Genomic DNA, 14789 nt, shown 5'->3' with positions numbered 1-14789 from the left:
ATGTTTGCGTCGGCTACAGACGCAGCCGCCCGCCTCGCCGTTTGGCTCCGACCAGGCCGTGCGGAATCAGGCTCTGCCGGTGGTGCGCATGGCACAACGCAATGGCCAGCGCGTCAGAGGCATCGATCTGCGGCTTTTCCAGCAGCTTGAGCAGGTGCATGACCATCATCTGCACCTGTTGCTTGTCAGCCCCGCCTGTTCCGGCGATGGCCTGTTTGACCTGCGTCGCGGTGTACTCCGCGATCTGCAGGCCCGCCTCGGCGCCTGCAACAATGGCCGCGCCCCGGGCCTGCCCAAGCTTGAGTGCCGAATCGGCGTTGCGCGCCATGAAGACCTGCTCGATACCCATCGTCACCGGGCCGTAGGTTCGAATGACCTCGCTCACACCACTGAAAACGGCACGCAAGCGATCAGGCAACTCACCGGTGCCGGTACGTATGCAGCCAGAGGCAACGTATTCACAACCGCGACCGGTGTCCCGTACGACGCCGTAGCCGGTGACTCGAGAGCCGGGATCGATACCCAAAATCAACGTCATGCCGTGCCGTGCTGTCTATTTATCCAGTGGCGAGTATACGGAGGCCCTGCCGGCTCCGCCACCGACAACAATATGCGCCCAGATAGTCACTAGGCTGCCAGCAATGCACCGCCTATAAAAAAGCCGGGGGCCCAGTTGTGAGCTCCCGGCTGCGGACACCACGACATTCAGCCCAACTGCTGCATGATCTCGTCGGAGATTTCCGCGTTGTGATAGACGTTCTGCACGTCATCCAGATCTTCCAACGCATCGATGAGCCGCAAGACCTTCTGCGCCGTCTCGACGTCGGTGATGGGCGCCATGATGGAAGGAATCATCGCCACTTCTGCTTCGTCACCGCGCAATCCAGCTTCCGTCAGTGCTTCGTTGACCGAGAGGAAATCCGCGAAGCTCGTGTAGACCTCGACCGACCCATCCTCCTGGCTGACCACGTCGTCGGCACCCGCCTCCAGCGCCGCCTCCATCAACGCATCCTCATCGACGCCCGGCGCATAGCTGATCTGGCCTTTACGATCGAACATGTAGGCGACCGAGCCGTCAGTACCGAGGTTGCCGCCGTTCTTGCTGAAGGCGTGACGCACTTCGGCCGCAGTCCGGTTACGGTTGTCGGTCATGGCCTCGATGATGATCGCCACGCCGCTTGGCGCGTAACCCTCATAGCTCAGCTCGGTCATGTTGTCCGCTTCGCTGGAGCCTGCGCCTCGCGCAATGGCGCGATCGATGACGTCACGCGACATGTTGGCGGTCAGCGCCTTGTCCACCGCCAATCGCAGACGCGGGTTGTCCGCCGGCACGCCGCCGCCATGCTTGGCCGCCACGGTCAGCTCACGGATCAGTTTGGTAAAGATCTTGCCCCGCTTGGCGTCCTGGCGCTCTTTGCGGTGCTTGATGTTGGCCCACTTGGAATGACCAGCCATAACTCACTCCATTCTTCGACTGAATCAGAAATCTCGATAGCCGGCTCCGCCTGTCATCACTCGATCAAGACAGCTGCCGGCTATCGCCGTAACGTCTCGCAACTCACAGCCGCAAGACGAAGAAGCCTGGCAGAGCCAGGCTTCGGGTAGCGCTTACTCCGCCTTCGGTTGCTCGCGCAGACGGATATGCAAGTCGCGCAACGCCTTGCTGTCCACCGCACCCGGCGCCTGGGTCATGACGTCCGCCGCACTCTGGGTTTTCGGGAAGGCAATCACTTCACGAATCGACTGCGCACCGGTCATCAGCATCACCAGGCGATCCAGACCGAAGGCCAGACCGCCATGTGGCGGAGCACCGAACTTCAGCGCATCGAGGAGGAAACCGAACTTCTCTTCCTGCTCGGCTTCATCGATCCCGAGAATACGGAACACGGTCTGCTGCATTTCCTTGCGATGGATACGGATCGAACCGCCACCCAGTTCGGTACCGTTGAGCACCATGTCGTAGGCGCGCGACAGCGCCGCAGCCGGGTTGGCCTCGAGTTCCTGAGGCGTGCACTTCGGCGCGGTGAACGGGTGGTGCAGCGCGCTCAGCGAGCCGTCATCGTTCTCTTCGAACATCGGGAAGTCGACCACCCACAGCGGCGCCCAGTCGCAGGTCAGCAGCTTGAGGTCGTGACCGATCTTGATGCGCAGCGCACCCAGGGCCTCGGAAACGATCTTCGCCTTGTCCGCACCGAAGAAGACGATGTCGCCATCGACCGCACCGACGCGATCGAGGATCACATTGAGGTTGTCCTCGGGAATGAACTTGACGATCGGCGACTGCAGGCCCTCGATGCCCTTGGCACGTTCGTTGACCTTGATATAGGCCAGCCCCTTGGCGCCATAGATGCCGACGAACTTGGTGTAGTCATCGATCTGGCTGCGCGGCATGCTCGCCGCGCCCGGAACGCGCAGCGCAGCGACGCGGCCTTTCGGATCATTGGCCGGACCGGAGAACACCTTGAACTCGACAGCGTTGAGCTGATCGGCAACATCCACCAGCTCCAGCGGGATGCGCAGGTCGGGCTTGTCCGAGCCGTAACGGCGCATCGCCTCTTCGAACGGCATGTGCGGGAACTCGCCGAACTCCAGATCCAGCACTTCCTTGAACAACTTGCGGATCATGCCTTCGGTGATACCGATGATGTCCGCTTCCTCGAGAAAGCTGGTCTCGATGTCGATCTGGGTGAACTCGGGCTGGCGGTCGGCGCGCAGGTCTTCGTCGCGGAAGCACTTGGCGATCTGATAGTAGCGGTCGAAACCGGCAACCATCAGCAACTGCTTGAACAGCTGCGGCGATTGCGGCAAGGCAAAGAAATTACCGGCATGGGTGCGGCTCGGCACCAGATAGTCACGCGCACCTTCGGGCGTCGGGCGACCCAGGATCGGGGTTTCCACATCAAGAAAGCCGTTATCATCCAGATAACGACGAATGCTGGCGGTGATACGCGAGCGGAGCTTGAGCTTCTCGGCCATTTCCGGGCGACGAAGGTCGATGAAGCGATAGCGCAGTCGCGTCTCCTCGCCCACATCGCTGTATTCGTTGAGCGGGAACGGCGGGGTTTCGGCGTCGTTCAACACCTCCAGCTCGTAGCCCAGCACCTCAATGGCACCGGAAGCCATATTCGGGTTCACCGCACCAGCCGGGCGCAGGCGGACCTTGCCGGTGATCTTCACTACATACTCGCTACGCACCTTGTCGGCGGTCGCGAAGGTTTCGGCGCGATCCGGATCGAAGACCACCTGAGCCAGGCCCTCACGATCACGCACGTCGAGGAAGATCACCCCGCCGTGGTCACGACGGCGATGTACCCAGCCGCAAAGAGTGATTTCCTGGCCGTCCAGGCTTTCGTTCAATTGGCCGCAATAGTGGCTGCGCATCATGGTGAAGTTCGCTTCTCGTATCTTGAATTCGATGGGGCGCCAGAGCCGCGACAGACTGACAGGACCGTGGCTGCTCTGCGCAAGCGGCATGTACCGTACGCGATACCGCATATGACGCCGGGCGCCGCAGCACGCGCTGGGACCGCCAGGCACAAGCGCGGGATTATATCGACATAATCACCGCGGCGCAGCCGTTGCCCTCGCCAACTCGAAATCGAGCCGGTGATGGAACCCTGAATCGATCAGAGCCTTCCAAGGATGAGCATTCGGCCAGAAACGTATCGCTTCACAACGCCACGCATTTTTCTGGCATAACTAACGGCTGAACCATCCCACTAGGAGAAAAACATGGAAATCAACATTGGCATCGCCGAACAGGACCGGGCAGCCATCGCCGAGGGCCTATCGCGCCTGCTCGCCGACACCTACACCCTGTATCTGAAGACCCACAACTTCCACTGGAACGTTACAGGGCCGATGTTCAACACGCTGCACACCATGTTCGAAACCCAGTACACCGAACTCGCCATCGCCGTGGACGACATTGCCGAACGCATCCGCACGCTGGGTTTCCCGGCTCCAGGCACCTACGCGGCATACGCTCGCCTGAGCTCGATCAAGGAAGAGGAGGGCGTCCCTTCTGCCGAGGAGATGATCAAGCTGCTGGTCGAAGGCCAGGAAGCGGTTGTACGAACCGCTCGCGGCATCTTCCCGCTGCTGGACAAGGTCAACGACGAGCCGACCGCCGACCTTCTGACTCAGCGCATGCAGAGCCATGAAAAAACGGCGTGGATGCTGCGCAGCCTGCTTTCGGCCTAAGCTCGGCTGGGCGGAGTGCCGTTAGGCGTTCCGCCCAGACCGCAACATCTGCAGCAAAACAGCGCGATGCCAGGCATTCTCCACCCCCAAGCCACAACAGCGAAGCACGCTCATTTGAGCCCCCTCCTCCTTTCCTGTTAAATACGCCGCGCTGCAGCCCGGACCCGCGCGGTTTCTCGAACAGTGTTCAGCCCCTGACCGACGAACGTTTTCCACGAGCTCCAGGCCTGCGGCTTCTTCTGTCGCGTTATCAACCGTGAGCCATACAAGAATGTTAAAGATCGTCCATGTTCTGGCGGGCGTCATTGCCCTGCTGTTGTCCTTCGTTCCAAGCCTGCGCGGCGCGATGCCATTACTGCTGCAGCCCGATGCCCTGTGCCTGCTGATGCTCGGCCTGCTGAACGCTCAATTCGCCCCGTCCGCCCAGTTGATCGACAGCCGCACCCGGCCAGTCGTCATCGCCGCATCAGCACTACTGCTCCTGTCTATCGCGCTACAGGCCGTCATCGTACTCGTAGCTGTGCCGCAGATCGCCGGCCAGCCCGCCACACTCGCCAGCCTACTGCTCGCTCTTGTGGCCGTACTGCTGCACCTCGCCACGCCCCGTGGCCTGAGCAAGCAGGTGAAACCGGCTCGCACGAACACCCGCGCGCCGTCCGCAGCAGGGCGCGAGGCCGGCACCGTGAAATGGTTCAATACATCCAAGGGGTTCGGATTCATTTCCAGGGACAGCGGAGATGACGTGTTCGTCCACTTTCGCGCCATCCGCGGCGAAGGACACCGCATCCTGGTCGAGGGCCAGCGCGTGGAGTTCACCATCATGATGCGGGACAAGGGACTGCAGGCCGAAGACGTTGTCCCGGTCGAGTAGACCGACCGAGAAGCTGCCACGGGACGAAGTCGACCACTTCGCCCCGTTTCCACGATTCAATAATGCGGTGGCGGCGCCTCGTCCTCGCCAGCGTCCATTGGAACCTGCATTTCCTCCTGACGTTTCGCCAGTGCACGCAACTGAAGCTGCAGACGCTCCATGGTCCGCTGTTGCTCGAAGAGCACGTCGTTCAGCGCCTGAATCGTATCGTCCTGAAACGCCAGACGCGTTTCCAGATCCATCACCCTCGCCTCAAGGTCCACAGGTCATTCTCCGAAACGAAAGTGATCGGTCAGGACCAACTTCAGCTTGTTTCTGATAGCAGCCACCTGCTCATCACTGTAAGGCTTCGCCGGATGCCTGCCCCACACCGGCGCAGGCCAAGCGGCATCATCCCGTCGCCGCGCAATGACATGCATATGCAGCTGCCCGACGACGTTGCCGAGCGTGGCGACATTCATTTTGTCGGCGCCAAAGGTGTCCTTGACGGTCTCGGCCAGCGCAGTGGTCTCCTTCCACAGCGCCAGCTGATCAGCCGCGTCCAGCTGAAACAACTCACTGAGCTCTTCTCGACGCGGCACCAGGATGAACCAGGGGTACTGCGAGTCGTTCATCAACAGCAATCGACAGAGCGGAAAGTCACCAAGCAGCAATGTGTCCTGCTCCAGACGTGAATCAAGTACAAACATAAGACTCCTCTCGCGAAGCAAGGCCGCGTAAATACGCCATAGGAATAGGTAAAAAGAATACCTGAGACATCCGAGACGACAACCTGGCAACCACGCACAAGTTTGGTGCCCATCCCGGGAAAACGCGCTGCCTTTCAGTGCAATGCGACCCCAATATTTCCTCCGCAAAAGCCCGATCAGCTCAGCCACGAACTTTGAGTACGATTCTTGCTAGATGATCTACGCGAAAGCTAGGGCAGCTTCAAAACACCGCAGTCAGCGTCACACAGCTTGCTCTAGCATTGCACTAGGGCTAAACAGTACATTCTCTGGATGGCTTTTCGCGAGAGCGGCCAAAATTGGCTAAAGCCTGATGCGGGACTAAGAAGTTGCACCCTTTCCGCCCATCCGCGGCAAGGTAAGCACCGTTTTTAAACCAAAGGAGCAATCACAATGAAAGTGATGAAGTGGAGCGTAATCGCCCTGGCCGTATCGGCGGGCACCTCCCAGATGGCGTTGGCCAGCCGGGTTCTACCCCGTTAGCACGGACACTTTCGAGTAAGCTCATACCGAGCTGAAGGAGTGTTCATGAAGCGCAAGAAATACAGTCCTGAATTCAAGCGGGAAGCCATCGAGTTGGTTCGTCGTTCAGGGGCGAGCTGTCGACAAGTGGCCCTGGAGATTGGTGTAGCTCCGAACCTGCTCACACGCTGGGTTCGAGAAGCACAACCAGGCACAGAAAAGGCCTTTCCCGGAACCGGTAGTCCGCGAGATGAGGAGCTGGCCCGCCTCAAGCGTGAGTTGGCCCGGGTGACCAAGGAACGTGATTTTTTAAGAGACGCGGCAGCGTACTTTGCCAGGGAATCATCGAGCGGTACACGGTGATCCAGCGCTGCCGCAACGAGTACCCGGTACGTCTGATGTGCCGTTGCCTGAAGGTTTCTGCCAGTGGCTATTACGCCTGGCAGGATCGTGATCCAAGCCCGCGAACTCAAGAGAATGCACGCCTGGTAAGGCGCATTCGGGAGATTCACGAGGACAGCCGTGGTGTGATCGGAGCGCCCCGGATGCACGAGGATCTGCTCGACGAGGGCGAAACCGTCAGCCTGAACCGCGTTGCTCGCCTGATGGCGGCTGAGCGAATTCAAGGTTGGCCACGCCGCAAGAGGCGTGGCTTTGGAAGAGTCGCCAGCGGGCGTCCAGCAGGCGTGAAAAACCTGCTGGAGCGCGATTTCACTGCGCAGGAACCGGAGCGCAAGTGGGTCACGGACATCACGGAAATAGCCACACTGGAAGGCAAACTCTTCCTATGCGTGGTGCTCGACTTGTACAGCAAGCTGGTGATCGGTTGGTCGATGCATCACCGTCAGGATCGGCAGATGGTGATTCGAGCGGTGGAGATGGCGATCTGGCAGCGCCAGGGTGACTGGTCAGTGATCCTGCATTCGGATCGCGGCAGCCAATTCACCAGTGCTGACTACCAGCGCTTTCTGAATCGCAACACGCTGGTCTGCAGCATGAGTGCAGTCGGGCATTGCGGCGACAACGCTGCCTGCGAAGGCTTCTTCGGTCAGCTCAAACGGGAGCGCGTTGCCCATCAGTCGTATCGAACTCGTGATGAAGCACGGGCGGATTTATTCGACTACATCGAGCGGTTTCATAACCCACGAATGCGTCGTAGAGTCGCCCGGCAAGATCTGAAGTTTTCAGCCCTTTTCAAACCGTCCGTGGAAATGGGGTAGAACCCGCCAGCAGTCGGAGTCCAAGGGATTCGTCGAAGATGCGAGCCTGGATCTGTTGCTGCGCAATACTTATTACAACCGTGATTACAAGGATGGCGCCGGCGACGTACGCAGCTGGGGCCAGGGCTTCATCACTACCTTCGAATCCGGCTTTACCCAAGGCACCATCGGCGTAGGCGTCGATGCCTATGGCCTGCTGGGTGTGCGTCTCGATGGTGGCAAGGGCTATAGCTACGGCGCCATGTTCGAGCGCGACTCCAACAACGAGCCTGAGCGTGACCTGTCGCAAGCTGGAGCGGCTATCAAAGCTCAGTTCTCCAACACCGTGATCAAGTACGGCAACCAGATGCCGATGATGCCGGTACTGGCCTATGACGATTCCCGCCTGCTACCCGAGTCGTTTACTGGCACCTTGATCACCAGCAACGAAATCGAAGGCCTCGAGTTGAATGCTGGCCGCTTCACCGCAGATAGCTCCATGCCCTCTTCCAGCCGCGATGACGTAGGCCTGAAGAGCATCGATGTTGTCGGCGGTACCTACGCATTCACCGACAACCTGAGCGCCTCGCTCTACTACGCAGACAACGAAGACGTTGCCAAGAAGAAGTACGCTAACGTCAATTACGTTATGCCGTTCGGCGGCGATCAGTCGCTCGCGTTCGACTTCAACATCTACGACAACAAGTACGACAAAGAAACATTTGGCGAAACCGAAGACACCACCATCTGGAGTCTCTCAGCCAAGTACTCGACTGGCGCGCACGCCTTTATCCTCGCCCACCAGCGCGTTACCGGTGACGGTGACTATCGCTATGACATCGGCGACGGCGGCAGCTCCATCTGGGTAGCCAACTCCTACTACTCCGACTTCAATTCCAAGGACGAACGTTCCTGGCAGGCCAGCTACGAGCTGGACTTCGGCGGCTACGGTGTTCCTGGTCTGTTCTGGAAAACCGCTTATGTCTACGGCGACAACGTAGACACCGGCACTGGCGAAGGTAAAGAGCGCGAGTTCTTCAACCAGGTTCAATACGTCGTACAGAGCGGCCCGGCGAAAGATCTGTCGCTGAAACTGCGTAACTCGATCTACCGCTCCAACAGTGACATGCGTGACTACTACAGCCCGGATCTGAACGAGATCCGCGCATTCATCGAATACCCGCTGAGCATCCTGTAACCCAGGCGCTCGGACCATTCGATGCAAAACGGAGCCCGGCGAAAGCCGGGCTCTTTCGTTTCGCGGCACACCAAGCGCGGCGCGCCCCGTCCTGTACGCCGCAATGCGCGCGCCGTACAATGCCGAGCCAAATTCCAGCCCCTTCTGCAAGGACACAACGGCCACATGCGCACCAGTCAGTTCCTGCTCTCGACCCTCAAAGAAACCCCATCCGATGCAGTGGTCATCAGTCACCAACTGATGCTGCGTGCCGGAATGATTCGCAAGCTGGCGTCCGGTCTCTACACCTGGATGCCGATGGGGCTACGTGCGCTGCGAAAGGCCGAGGCCATCGTCCGCGATGAAATGAACAAGGCAGGCGCCCTGGAAGTGCTGATGCCGGCCATTCAACCAGCCGAGCTCTGGCAGGAATCCGGCCGTTGGGAGCAGTACGGCCCGGAGCTGCTGCGCCTGAAGGACCGCCACAATCGCGAATTCTGTGTCGGCCCCACCCACGAAGAGGTCATCACCGACCTGGCGCGCAACGAGCTTCACAGCTACAAGCAGCTGCCGATCAACTTCTATCAGATCCAGACCAAATTCCGCGACGAAATCCGTCCGCGCTTCGGCCTCATGCGCGGCCGCGAGTTCCTGATGAAGGACGCCTACTCCTTCCACCTGTCCCAGGAATCGCTACAGGAAACCTACGACCGCATGCACGAGGCGTACTGCAATGTCTTCACTCGCCTCGGGCTCGACTTCCGCCCGGTGCAAGCCGACACCGGCTCCATCGGCGGAACCGGCTCGCACGAGTTCCACGTACTGGCCGAGTCTGGCGAAGACGACATCGCGTTCAGCGACACCTCCGACTACGCCGCCAACATCGAGAAGGCCGAAGCCATTCCGCGCGAAACCGATCGTGCGGCACCAAGCGAACAAATGCGCCTGGTAGACACACCGAATGCCAAGACGATCATCGAACTCGTAGAGCAGTTCGGCCTCGCAATCGAGAAAACGGTAAAAACGCTGGTCGTTCATGGCGTCGAAGAAGGCCAACTGATCGCCCTCATCGTACGCGGCGACCACGAACTCAACGAGATCAAAGCCGCCAACCTGGAGCAGGTTGCCAGCCCGCTGGTATTCGCCTCGGAAGCGGAAATCCGTACTGCCATTGGCGCGGGTCCCGGCTCGCTGGGCCCACTAAACCTGACGATTCCCTGTGTGATCGACCGTTCTGTCGCGCTGATGAGCGACTTCGGTGCCGGCGCCAACGTCGACGACAAGCACTACTTCGGCCTGAACTGGGAGCGGGACCTGCCGCTACCGCAGATCGCCGATCTGCGTAATGTGGTTGCCGGTGATCCGAGCCCGGACGGACAGGGGAATCTGGTAATCAAACGCGGTATCGAGGTCGGCCATATCTTCCAGCTGGGCACCAAGTACAGCGAGACGATGAACTGCCGGGTGATGGGCGAGAACGGCAAACCGGCCACTCTGATCATGGGCTGCTACGGCATCGGCGTATCCCGCGTGGTTGCCGCGGCGATTGAGCAGAACTACGACGACCGCGGCATTCTCTGGCCAGACGCGCTCGCGCCTTTCCAGATCGCCCTGGTACCGATGAAGTACGAAAATGAAGCGGTTCGTGAGGCTACCGACCGACTCTACGCCGAACTCACCGCAGCAGGTTACGAAGTGCTGCTCGACGATCGTGACAAAAAGACCAGCCCCGGCGTCAAATTCGCCGACATGGAGCTGATCGGCATCCCGCACCGCATTGTCATCAGCGATCGCGGGCTGGCCGACGGCACTCTGGAATACAAACACCGCCGCGACGCGCAGCCTCAGCCAGTCGCGACTGCTGACATCCTGTCCTTCATCAACTCGCGTGCTCATCGCTGATCGGAAATCATGCTCAACCGACGTTTTGTCGTTTCAACCAGCGCCGCGCTTTGCGCGGCGTTGCTCCTTGGCGGCTGCGCCAATCACTTGCCGCAGCGCAGCGAGCACGAGGCGCGTGTCGAGCGCAAACTGCTCGACCACAGCCTGCGCATCGAACTCGGTGAACCCCAGGTGCTCGAACTGCCGCAGCGGCGTATCCGAGTGCAAGAGCAGATGACATTCGAAGTCACCGATTTCGAAGTAACCCGCCGTTACGATCGCTATACGCCTTACCAGCCCTGGCGAGAGCTGTACGAGATTCCGCTGGGCGTCGTCGCAGTGGTCGCCGGCGTAGGCGCAAACGTGCTCAACGTGGTGATGCTCGGCAACATGCCAGAGAGCGCGACTCGCGACTGGATCAGCTACGGCTTCGCCGGCATCAACCCGTTCATGAACGCCGAGTCCAATGGCCGCTCGCAGCAGAACCTGGCCAGCCTCGACGAGCAACGCCGGGATGCGCGGCTCGAGTACACCAGCCTGCCTTGGGCGGAGCGTCCGGTGCTCGTCAGCGCCGGTCCGCACACTCACGAGCTGTCGACCGATCGTCACGGCGTCTTGCGCCTGAATCTTCTCGACGGGCCGTTCGCTGATCAGGACGTCACGCAGATCGGCAAGTTGCAGCTGTCGGTTGAGGATGAACAGGATGGCACCCGGGCCGAGGCCACGCTGTTGGTCAGCCACAAGCTGCGCGGCAAGCTGCAAGAAGCTCACGACCTGATCTTCGATGACCTGGAAGGCGACGACGTCGCGCAATGGGTGCATCGCGTCCGGCGCCTGTCCGAACTTGGTCTGGAAGAAGAAGCCAGCGAACTGGAGCAGAGCCTGATCGAACTGACGCGCAACGATCCCGAACTGCAACAGCACTTTCTGCAAAGTCTGATCGAAGGCAGCAACGGAAACTGAAGCCGATGAAGACGCCTGCTCTTCTTCTCGCATTGCTGCTGGTGAGCGCCCTGCCGGCAGCAGCCAATATCCGTCAAGCGCCCGAACCCGAACTCCGCGACCTCATGCAGAGGACAGTCGCTGAGGCGGACAGCTTTCAGGATCGCTTCGATGCAGAGGTCTGGCTGGTCGACATGTCCGGCCGACTCAAGCGCTACATCCCCGATGCCGAAGAGCGGCTGTCGCTGCTCCGGCTGGTGCATCGCGAGGCGAGCAAGGCGGGCCTGAAGCCGGAACTGGTGTTGGCGCTGATCCATGCCGAAAGCCTATTCGACCGATTTGCAATCTCCAGCGTTGGCGCGCAGGGCATGATGCAGGTGATGCCATTCTGGAAAGCGGAACTGGGTCGACCGCAAGACAACCTCACCGACAACGCCACCAATCTTCGCTATGGCTGCACCATCCTCAGCTATTACCTGAACAAGGAAAATGGCGACATCAACCGGGCGCTCGCGCGCTACAACGGCAGCCTAGGGCAGAATCGCTATCCGGCCAAGGTGATCGGCTTCTGGCAGGATTTCTGGTACGTCAAACCCTGAGTCACCAGGCGGGCTACTCGCCCTTCAGCCGCGCCAGATGCACAAGGATGCCCTCGGCAGTCTGTTCGCCAACCAGGCGCTCTCGCACCTTCCCCTGGTCGTCAACCAGATAGGTCACCGGCAGCACCTCGCTACGCGGCAATTGCAGACGCTCGGCGGGATCATCACTAAGCACACGGAAGTCGATACCCAGCGCCTTGGCGGCTTGAGCGAGCTCTTCGCCGCGCAACTCGTCGAAGTTCACACCCAACACTGCCAGTCCCTGCTCGGTTTCGGACAAGGCGTTCAGCTCCGGAATCTCGGTGCGGCAGGGACCACACCATTCGGCCCAGTAGTTGATCAGCAGCCATTGTCCCTGCAACTGCGCCGCGGTCACTTCCTCCCCGTGCTGGTCGAGCCCCCAATCCTTTTCGCAGGCAGACAGGAACAAGCAGCTCAGCAGGAGCAGTAACGAGGCGATGGGTTTGGTCATGATGCTTATCCCTAACGTATACGGCGCGAGGATACCGCCAGGTTGCCGCCAAGGCACGCTCTGAACAACCCGATCCTGACGCAGGCCATGGCGGCGCCAAGTAACCGTCGCGCTTTTCGCCATTCTGCGAGTCCGGTCACGCGCGGCGGCGCTCAAGTGCACAGTTTTGCCGGACCAGCGCTGCCTATAATTCCGCACCCACCACCGCATGCCAGTAGCGAAGCCATGTCCCAACTCCACGACAAACTGATCGGCACCGTACCCTCACGCATCGTCGAGCAAGCTGCCATCGCCCTCACTACCTACGACGGGCGCGTCGCTGAATTCAATGTCGCCAGCTGGTTGCAGCTACAGGGACACGCAGGGCTCATGGTGTCTCTCGTCGCCAAATACCGTGATGGACAGCAGCAGCGAGAAGCGATCATTGATCACGGCCGCACCGACGGCGCAGGCAAGATCCTGCTGTCCGGCGTCGCGCGGCTACCGGTCCGACACAAGATCGAGGAGTTGCAGATTCACCTGCGTCCTGCCGCCACGGTAGCTGCAATCACCGTCGAAGAGCTGTTCGCTCACCCGGTCGAGCCCGTAGCTGCCGAAATGAAAGCCGTCCAGGCCTGATTCAGCCACTGACCTTTTTCGGCTCCAACTGCTCGCTTGCCGATGCGGCGCGCGGGGCGTCGGTTGATTCCCCGTCCCTGACAACCAGGGATTCAGGCCATTGCGTAAAGCGAAGACCGGTAAGACGGTTCAATGCCTCGAGCGCCGCGTCTGGCGCTCTCTGGTGCAGATACAGGATGGTGCTGCGCTTGCCGTCCATTAGGTCTTCCCCTCAACTACTCCGAGCCATAGCCAGAAGCGTGCCATCGCCTCGAAAGCGCCGCCACGGCCTGTACTTACGCATCCGATCGCTCGAACAACCTGCCACTAAGCGCAGCGTCTCCACGCAAACACTCCCTTACTGACGATTTTTGTCACCACCTGATTGCAGCCAGTCGGCGAGGCTGCCACCGAACAGGCTGGCCTGCTCCTGCTGCAGCAGCTCCAATGACTGGCGCAACGTCGGATACCAGGGTTCGTCCAGCTGCTCGGGCAACGCTACACGTGCCGACAGCGGCCAGGGATTGCAGCGCAACAGTTGATCCAGACTGTAGTGGTTCAGATCCCGACAAAGCACCCAGCCCCCGGAGCCCGTCCGGCAGACCAGCTGCTCCTGTTCGAAGAACCCGAGTATGTCGTCCCACTCATCTTCGGGAAGACGCAGACCGGCCCTGTGCAGATCGCGCAGGCGCAGCTCCCGCCCCTCCTGCTGACGCTCGTGCAGGTTGCGCAACAGCATCAGCATGACCAGCAGACGTGGCAGCGGCCGACGGCGCCATTGCTGCGATGAGGACAGGCCGCATACCAGCTCAGCGCCGAAGAGCACGATCATCCAGGACAGATAGACCCATAGCAGAAACAACGGGACCGCCGCGAAAGCACCATAGATCAGCTGATAGCTCGGGAAATAGCTGACGTACAGGCCGAACAGCTGCTTGGCCGCCTCGAACAACACAGCGGTGAATATGCCTCCCGCCAGAGCATGTCGTAACGGGACGCGGGTATTGGGCACCGCGGCATAGATCAGGGTGAACGCCGCTACGCTGAGCAGCAAAGGCATGACCTTGATCAGCGTGCCGACGCCAATGAGCGCGTACGGCCCCGAAATCAGCGATAGCGAGGTGATGTAGGTACTGGTGGCAAATCCTGCGCCGAGCAGCAGCGGCCCAAGGCTGAGAATCGCCCAGTACAGCAGAAAACTGGATACCCCTCGTCGTGGTTGTCGTACGCGCCAGATGGTATTGAACGCCTTCTCGATGGTCAGCAGCATCATCAATGCGGTAGCCATGAGAAACCCGACCCCGAACCAGGTGAGCTGCCGCGCCTGGCTGGTGAACGCGAGCAGATACTCCTGAATGGTCGCGCCGGTGGACGGGATGAAGTTGTTGAATATGTAGAACTGGATCTGCTCGCCAACACCTTTGAAAGCGGGAATCGCCGACAGCATGGCGAACGTGACGGTCATCATCGGCACCACGGCGAACAGGGTGGTGTAGGTCAAGGCCGCCGCGCTATGCGGACCTTGATCGGACAAAAAGCGCCGAACCAGGAAGCGACCGAACTCGAGGGCATTGTCGATGCGCTGATGCATCCCTTCTCCTTTTTACAGCTGCCTGGAGCCATTGGCTCGACAGTGCTCATCGTCAAAAGACCCGGAG

General features: G+C 60.1%; 15 protein-coding genes and 1 pseudogene. 8 read left to right on the top strand and 8 right to left on the bottom strand.

What is annotated here, in order from left to right:
* Positions 1-13: 13 nt before the first annotated feature.
* The 3 genes from ruvC to aspS form a co-directional block, all read right to left on the bottom strand.
* Positions 14-538, bottom strand: a complete 525-nt coding sequence (ruvC, locus tag P5704_021355; protein ID WOF78525.1) for a crossover junction endodeoxyribonuclease RuvC — start codon at positions 536-538, stop codon at positions 14-16.
* A gap of 167 nt (positions 539-705) precedes the next feature.
* The gene (locus P5704_021350) at positions 706-1455 is read right to left on the bottom strand and encodes a YebC/PmpR family DNA-binding transcriptional regulator (GenBank protein WOF78524.1); all 750 of its coding nucleotides are present in this window, start codon (positions 1453-1455) and stop codon (positions 706-708) included.
* Positions 1456-1608: 153 nt separating this feature from the next.
* The gene (gene aspS / locus P5704_021345) at positions 1609-3384 is read right to left on the bottom strand and encodes an aspartate--tRNA ligase (GenBank protein WOF78523.1); all 1776 of its coding nucleotides are present in this window, start codon (positions 3382-3384) and stop codon (positions 1609-1611) included.
* A gap of 348 nt (positions 3385-3732) precedes the next feature.
* Here aspS and P5704_021340 point away from each other — a divergent pair, with 348 nt between their 5' ends.
* Together P5704_021340 and P5704_021335 are read left to right on the top strand one after the other, a co-directional pair.
* Positions 3733-4203: a Dps family protein gene (locus P5704_021340; GenBank protein WOF78522.1), complete on the top strand. Its 471-nt coding sequence runs from the start codon at positions 3733-3735 to the stop codon at positions 4201-4203.
* 271 nt (positions 4204-4474) lie between these two features.
* Positions 4475-5074: a cold-shock protein gene (locus P5704_021335; GenBank protein WOF78521.1), complete on the top strand. Its 600-nt coding sequence runs from the start codon at positions 4475-4477 to the stop codon at positions 5072-5074.
* Between the two features lie 56 nt (positions 5075-5130).
* Here the strand turns inward: P5704_021335 and P5704_021330 are convergent, their stop codons facing one another.
* Both P5704_021330 and P5704_021325 read right to left on the bottom strand, forming a co-directional pair.
* Positions 5131-5337, bottom strand: coding sequence for a SlyX family protein (locus tag P5704_021330; protein ID WOF78520.1), 207 nt, complete (start codon positions 5335-5337; stop codon positions 5131-5133).
* A 3-nt stretch (positions 5338-5340) separates the two neighbouring features.
* Positions 5341-5763 carry an HIT domain-containing protein gene (locus tag P5704_021325; GenBank protein WOF78519.1) on the bottom strand — a complete coding sequence of 141 codons (423 nt, stop codon included), beginning with the start codon at positions 5761-5763 and terminating at the stop codon, positions 5341-5343.
* A gap of 567 nt (positions 5764-6330) precedes the next feature.
* Here P5704_021325 and P5704_021320 point away from each other — a divergent pair.
* The 5 genes and pseudogenes from P5704_021320 to P5704_021300 all read left to right on the top strand — a co-directional run bounded on the left by P5704_021320 (position 6331) and on the right by P5704_021300 (position 12062).
* Positions 6331-7484, top strand: a protein-coding gene (locus tag P5704_021320; protein WOF78518.1) for an IS3 family transposase whose coding sequence is annotated in 2 segments (ribosomal slippage) — positions 6331-6577 and positions 6577-7484 — 1155 coding nt in all. Because the reading frame shifts where the segments join, the coding sequence is not laid out codon by codon here.
* Positions 7485-7491: 7 nt separating this feature from the next.
* Positions 7492-8661 (top strand): annotated as a pseudogene (locus tag P5704_021315) (OprD family porin).
* Positions 8662-8826: 165 nt separating this feature from the next.
* Positions 8827-10542 carry a proline--tRNA ligase gene (locus tag P5704_021310; GenBank protein ID WOF78517.1) on the top strand — a complete coding sequence of 572 codons (1716 nt, stop codon included), beginning with the start codon at positions 8827-8829 and terminating at the stop codon, positions 10540-10542.
* 9 nt (positions 10543-10551) lie between these two features.
* Positions 10552-11484 carry a hypothetical protein gene (locus P5704_021305; protein WOF78516.1) on the top strand — a complete coding sequence of 311 codons (933 nt, stop codon included), beginning with the start codon at positions 10552-10554 and terminating at the stop codon, positions 11482-11484.
* A 5-nt stretch (positions 11485-11489) separates the two neighbouring features.
* Positions 11490-12062 carry a lytic transglycosylase domain-containing protein gene (locus P5704_021300; protein ID WOF78515.1) on the top strand — a complete coding sequence of 191 codons (573 nt, stop codon included), beginning with the start codon at positions 11490-11492 and terminating at the stop codon, positions 12060-12062.
* Between the two features lie 13 nt (positions 12063-12075).
* Here the strand turns inward: P5704_021300 and P5704_021295 are convergent, their stop codons facing one another.
* On the bottom strand, positions 12076-12534 hold the full coding sequence (locus tag P5704_021295; GenBank protein WOF78514.1) for a TlpA disulfide reductase family protein: 459 nt from the start codon (positions 12532-12534) through the stop codon (positions 12076-12078).
* Positions 12535-12759: 225 nt separating this feature from the next.
* Here P5704_021295 and P5704_021290 point away from each other — a divergent pair, with 225 nt between their 5' ends.
* Positions 12760-13152, top strand: a complete 393-nt coding sequence (locus tag P5704_021290) for a hypothetical protein (protein ID WOF78513.1) — start codon at positions 12760-12762, stop codon at positions 13150-13152.
* 1 nt (position 13153) lies between these two features.
* Here P5704_021290 and P5704_021285 read toward each other — a convergent pair whose 3' ends face one another.
* Together P5704_021285 and P5704_021280 are read right to left on the bottom strand one after the other, a co-directional pair.
* Complete coding sequence (locus tag P5704_021285) at positions 13154-13351, bottom strand: hypothetical protein (GenBank protein ID WOF78512.1); 198 nt, start codon at positions 13349-13351, stop codon at positions 13154-13156.
* A gap of 138 nt (positions 13352-13489) precedes the next feature.
* Entirely contained in the window at positions 13490-14722 is a 1233-nt protein-coding gene (locus P5704_021280; GenBank protein ID WOF78511.1) for a virulence factor BrkB family protein, read from the bottom strand.
* Positions 14723-14789: the final 67 nt, after the last annotated feature.

The sequence above is a fragment of the Pseudomonas sp. FeN3W genome, from assembly GCA_030263805.2.
Taxonomy (GTDB): domain Bacteria; phylum Pseudomonadota; class Gammaproteobacteria; order Pseudomonadales; family Pseudomonadaceae; genus Stutzerimonas; species Stutzerimonas stutzeri_G.
This window is presented reverse-complemented; position numbering and strand designations above follow the sequence as displayed.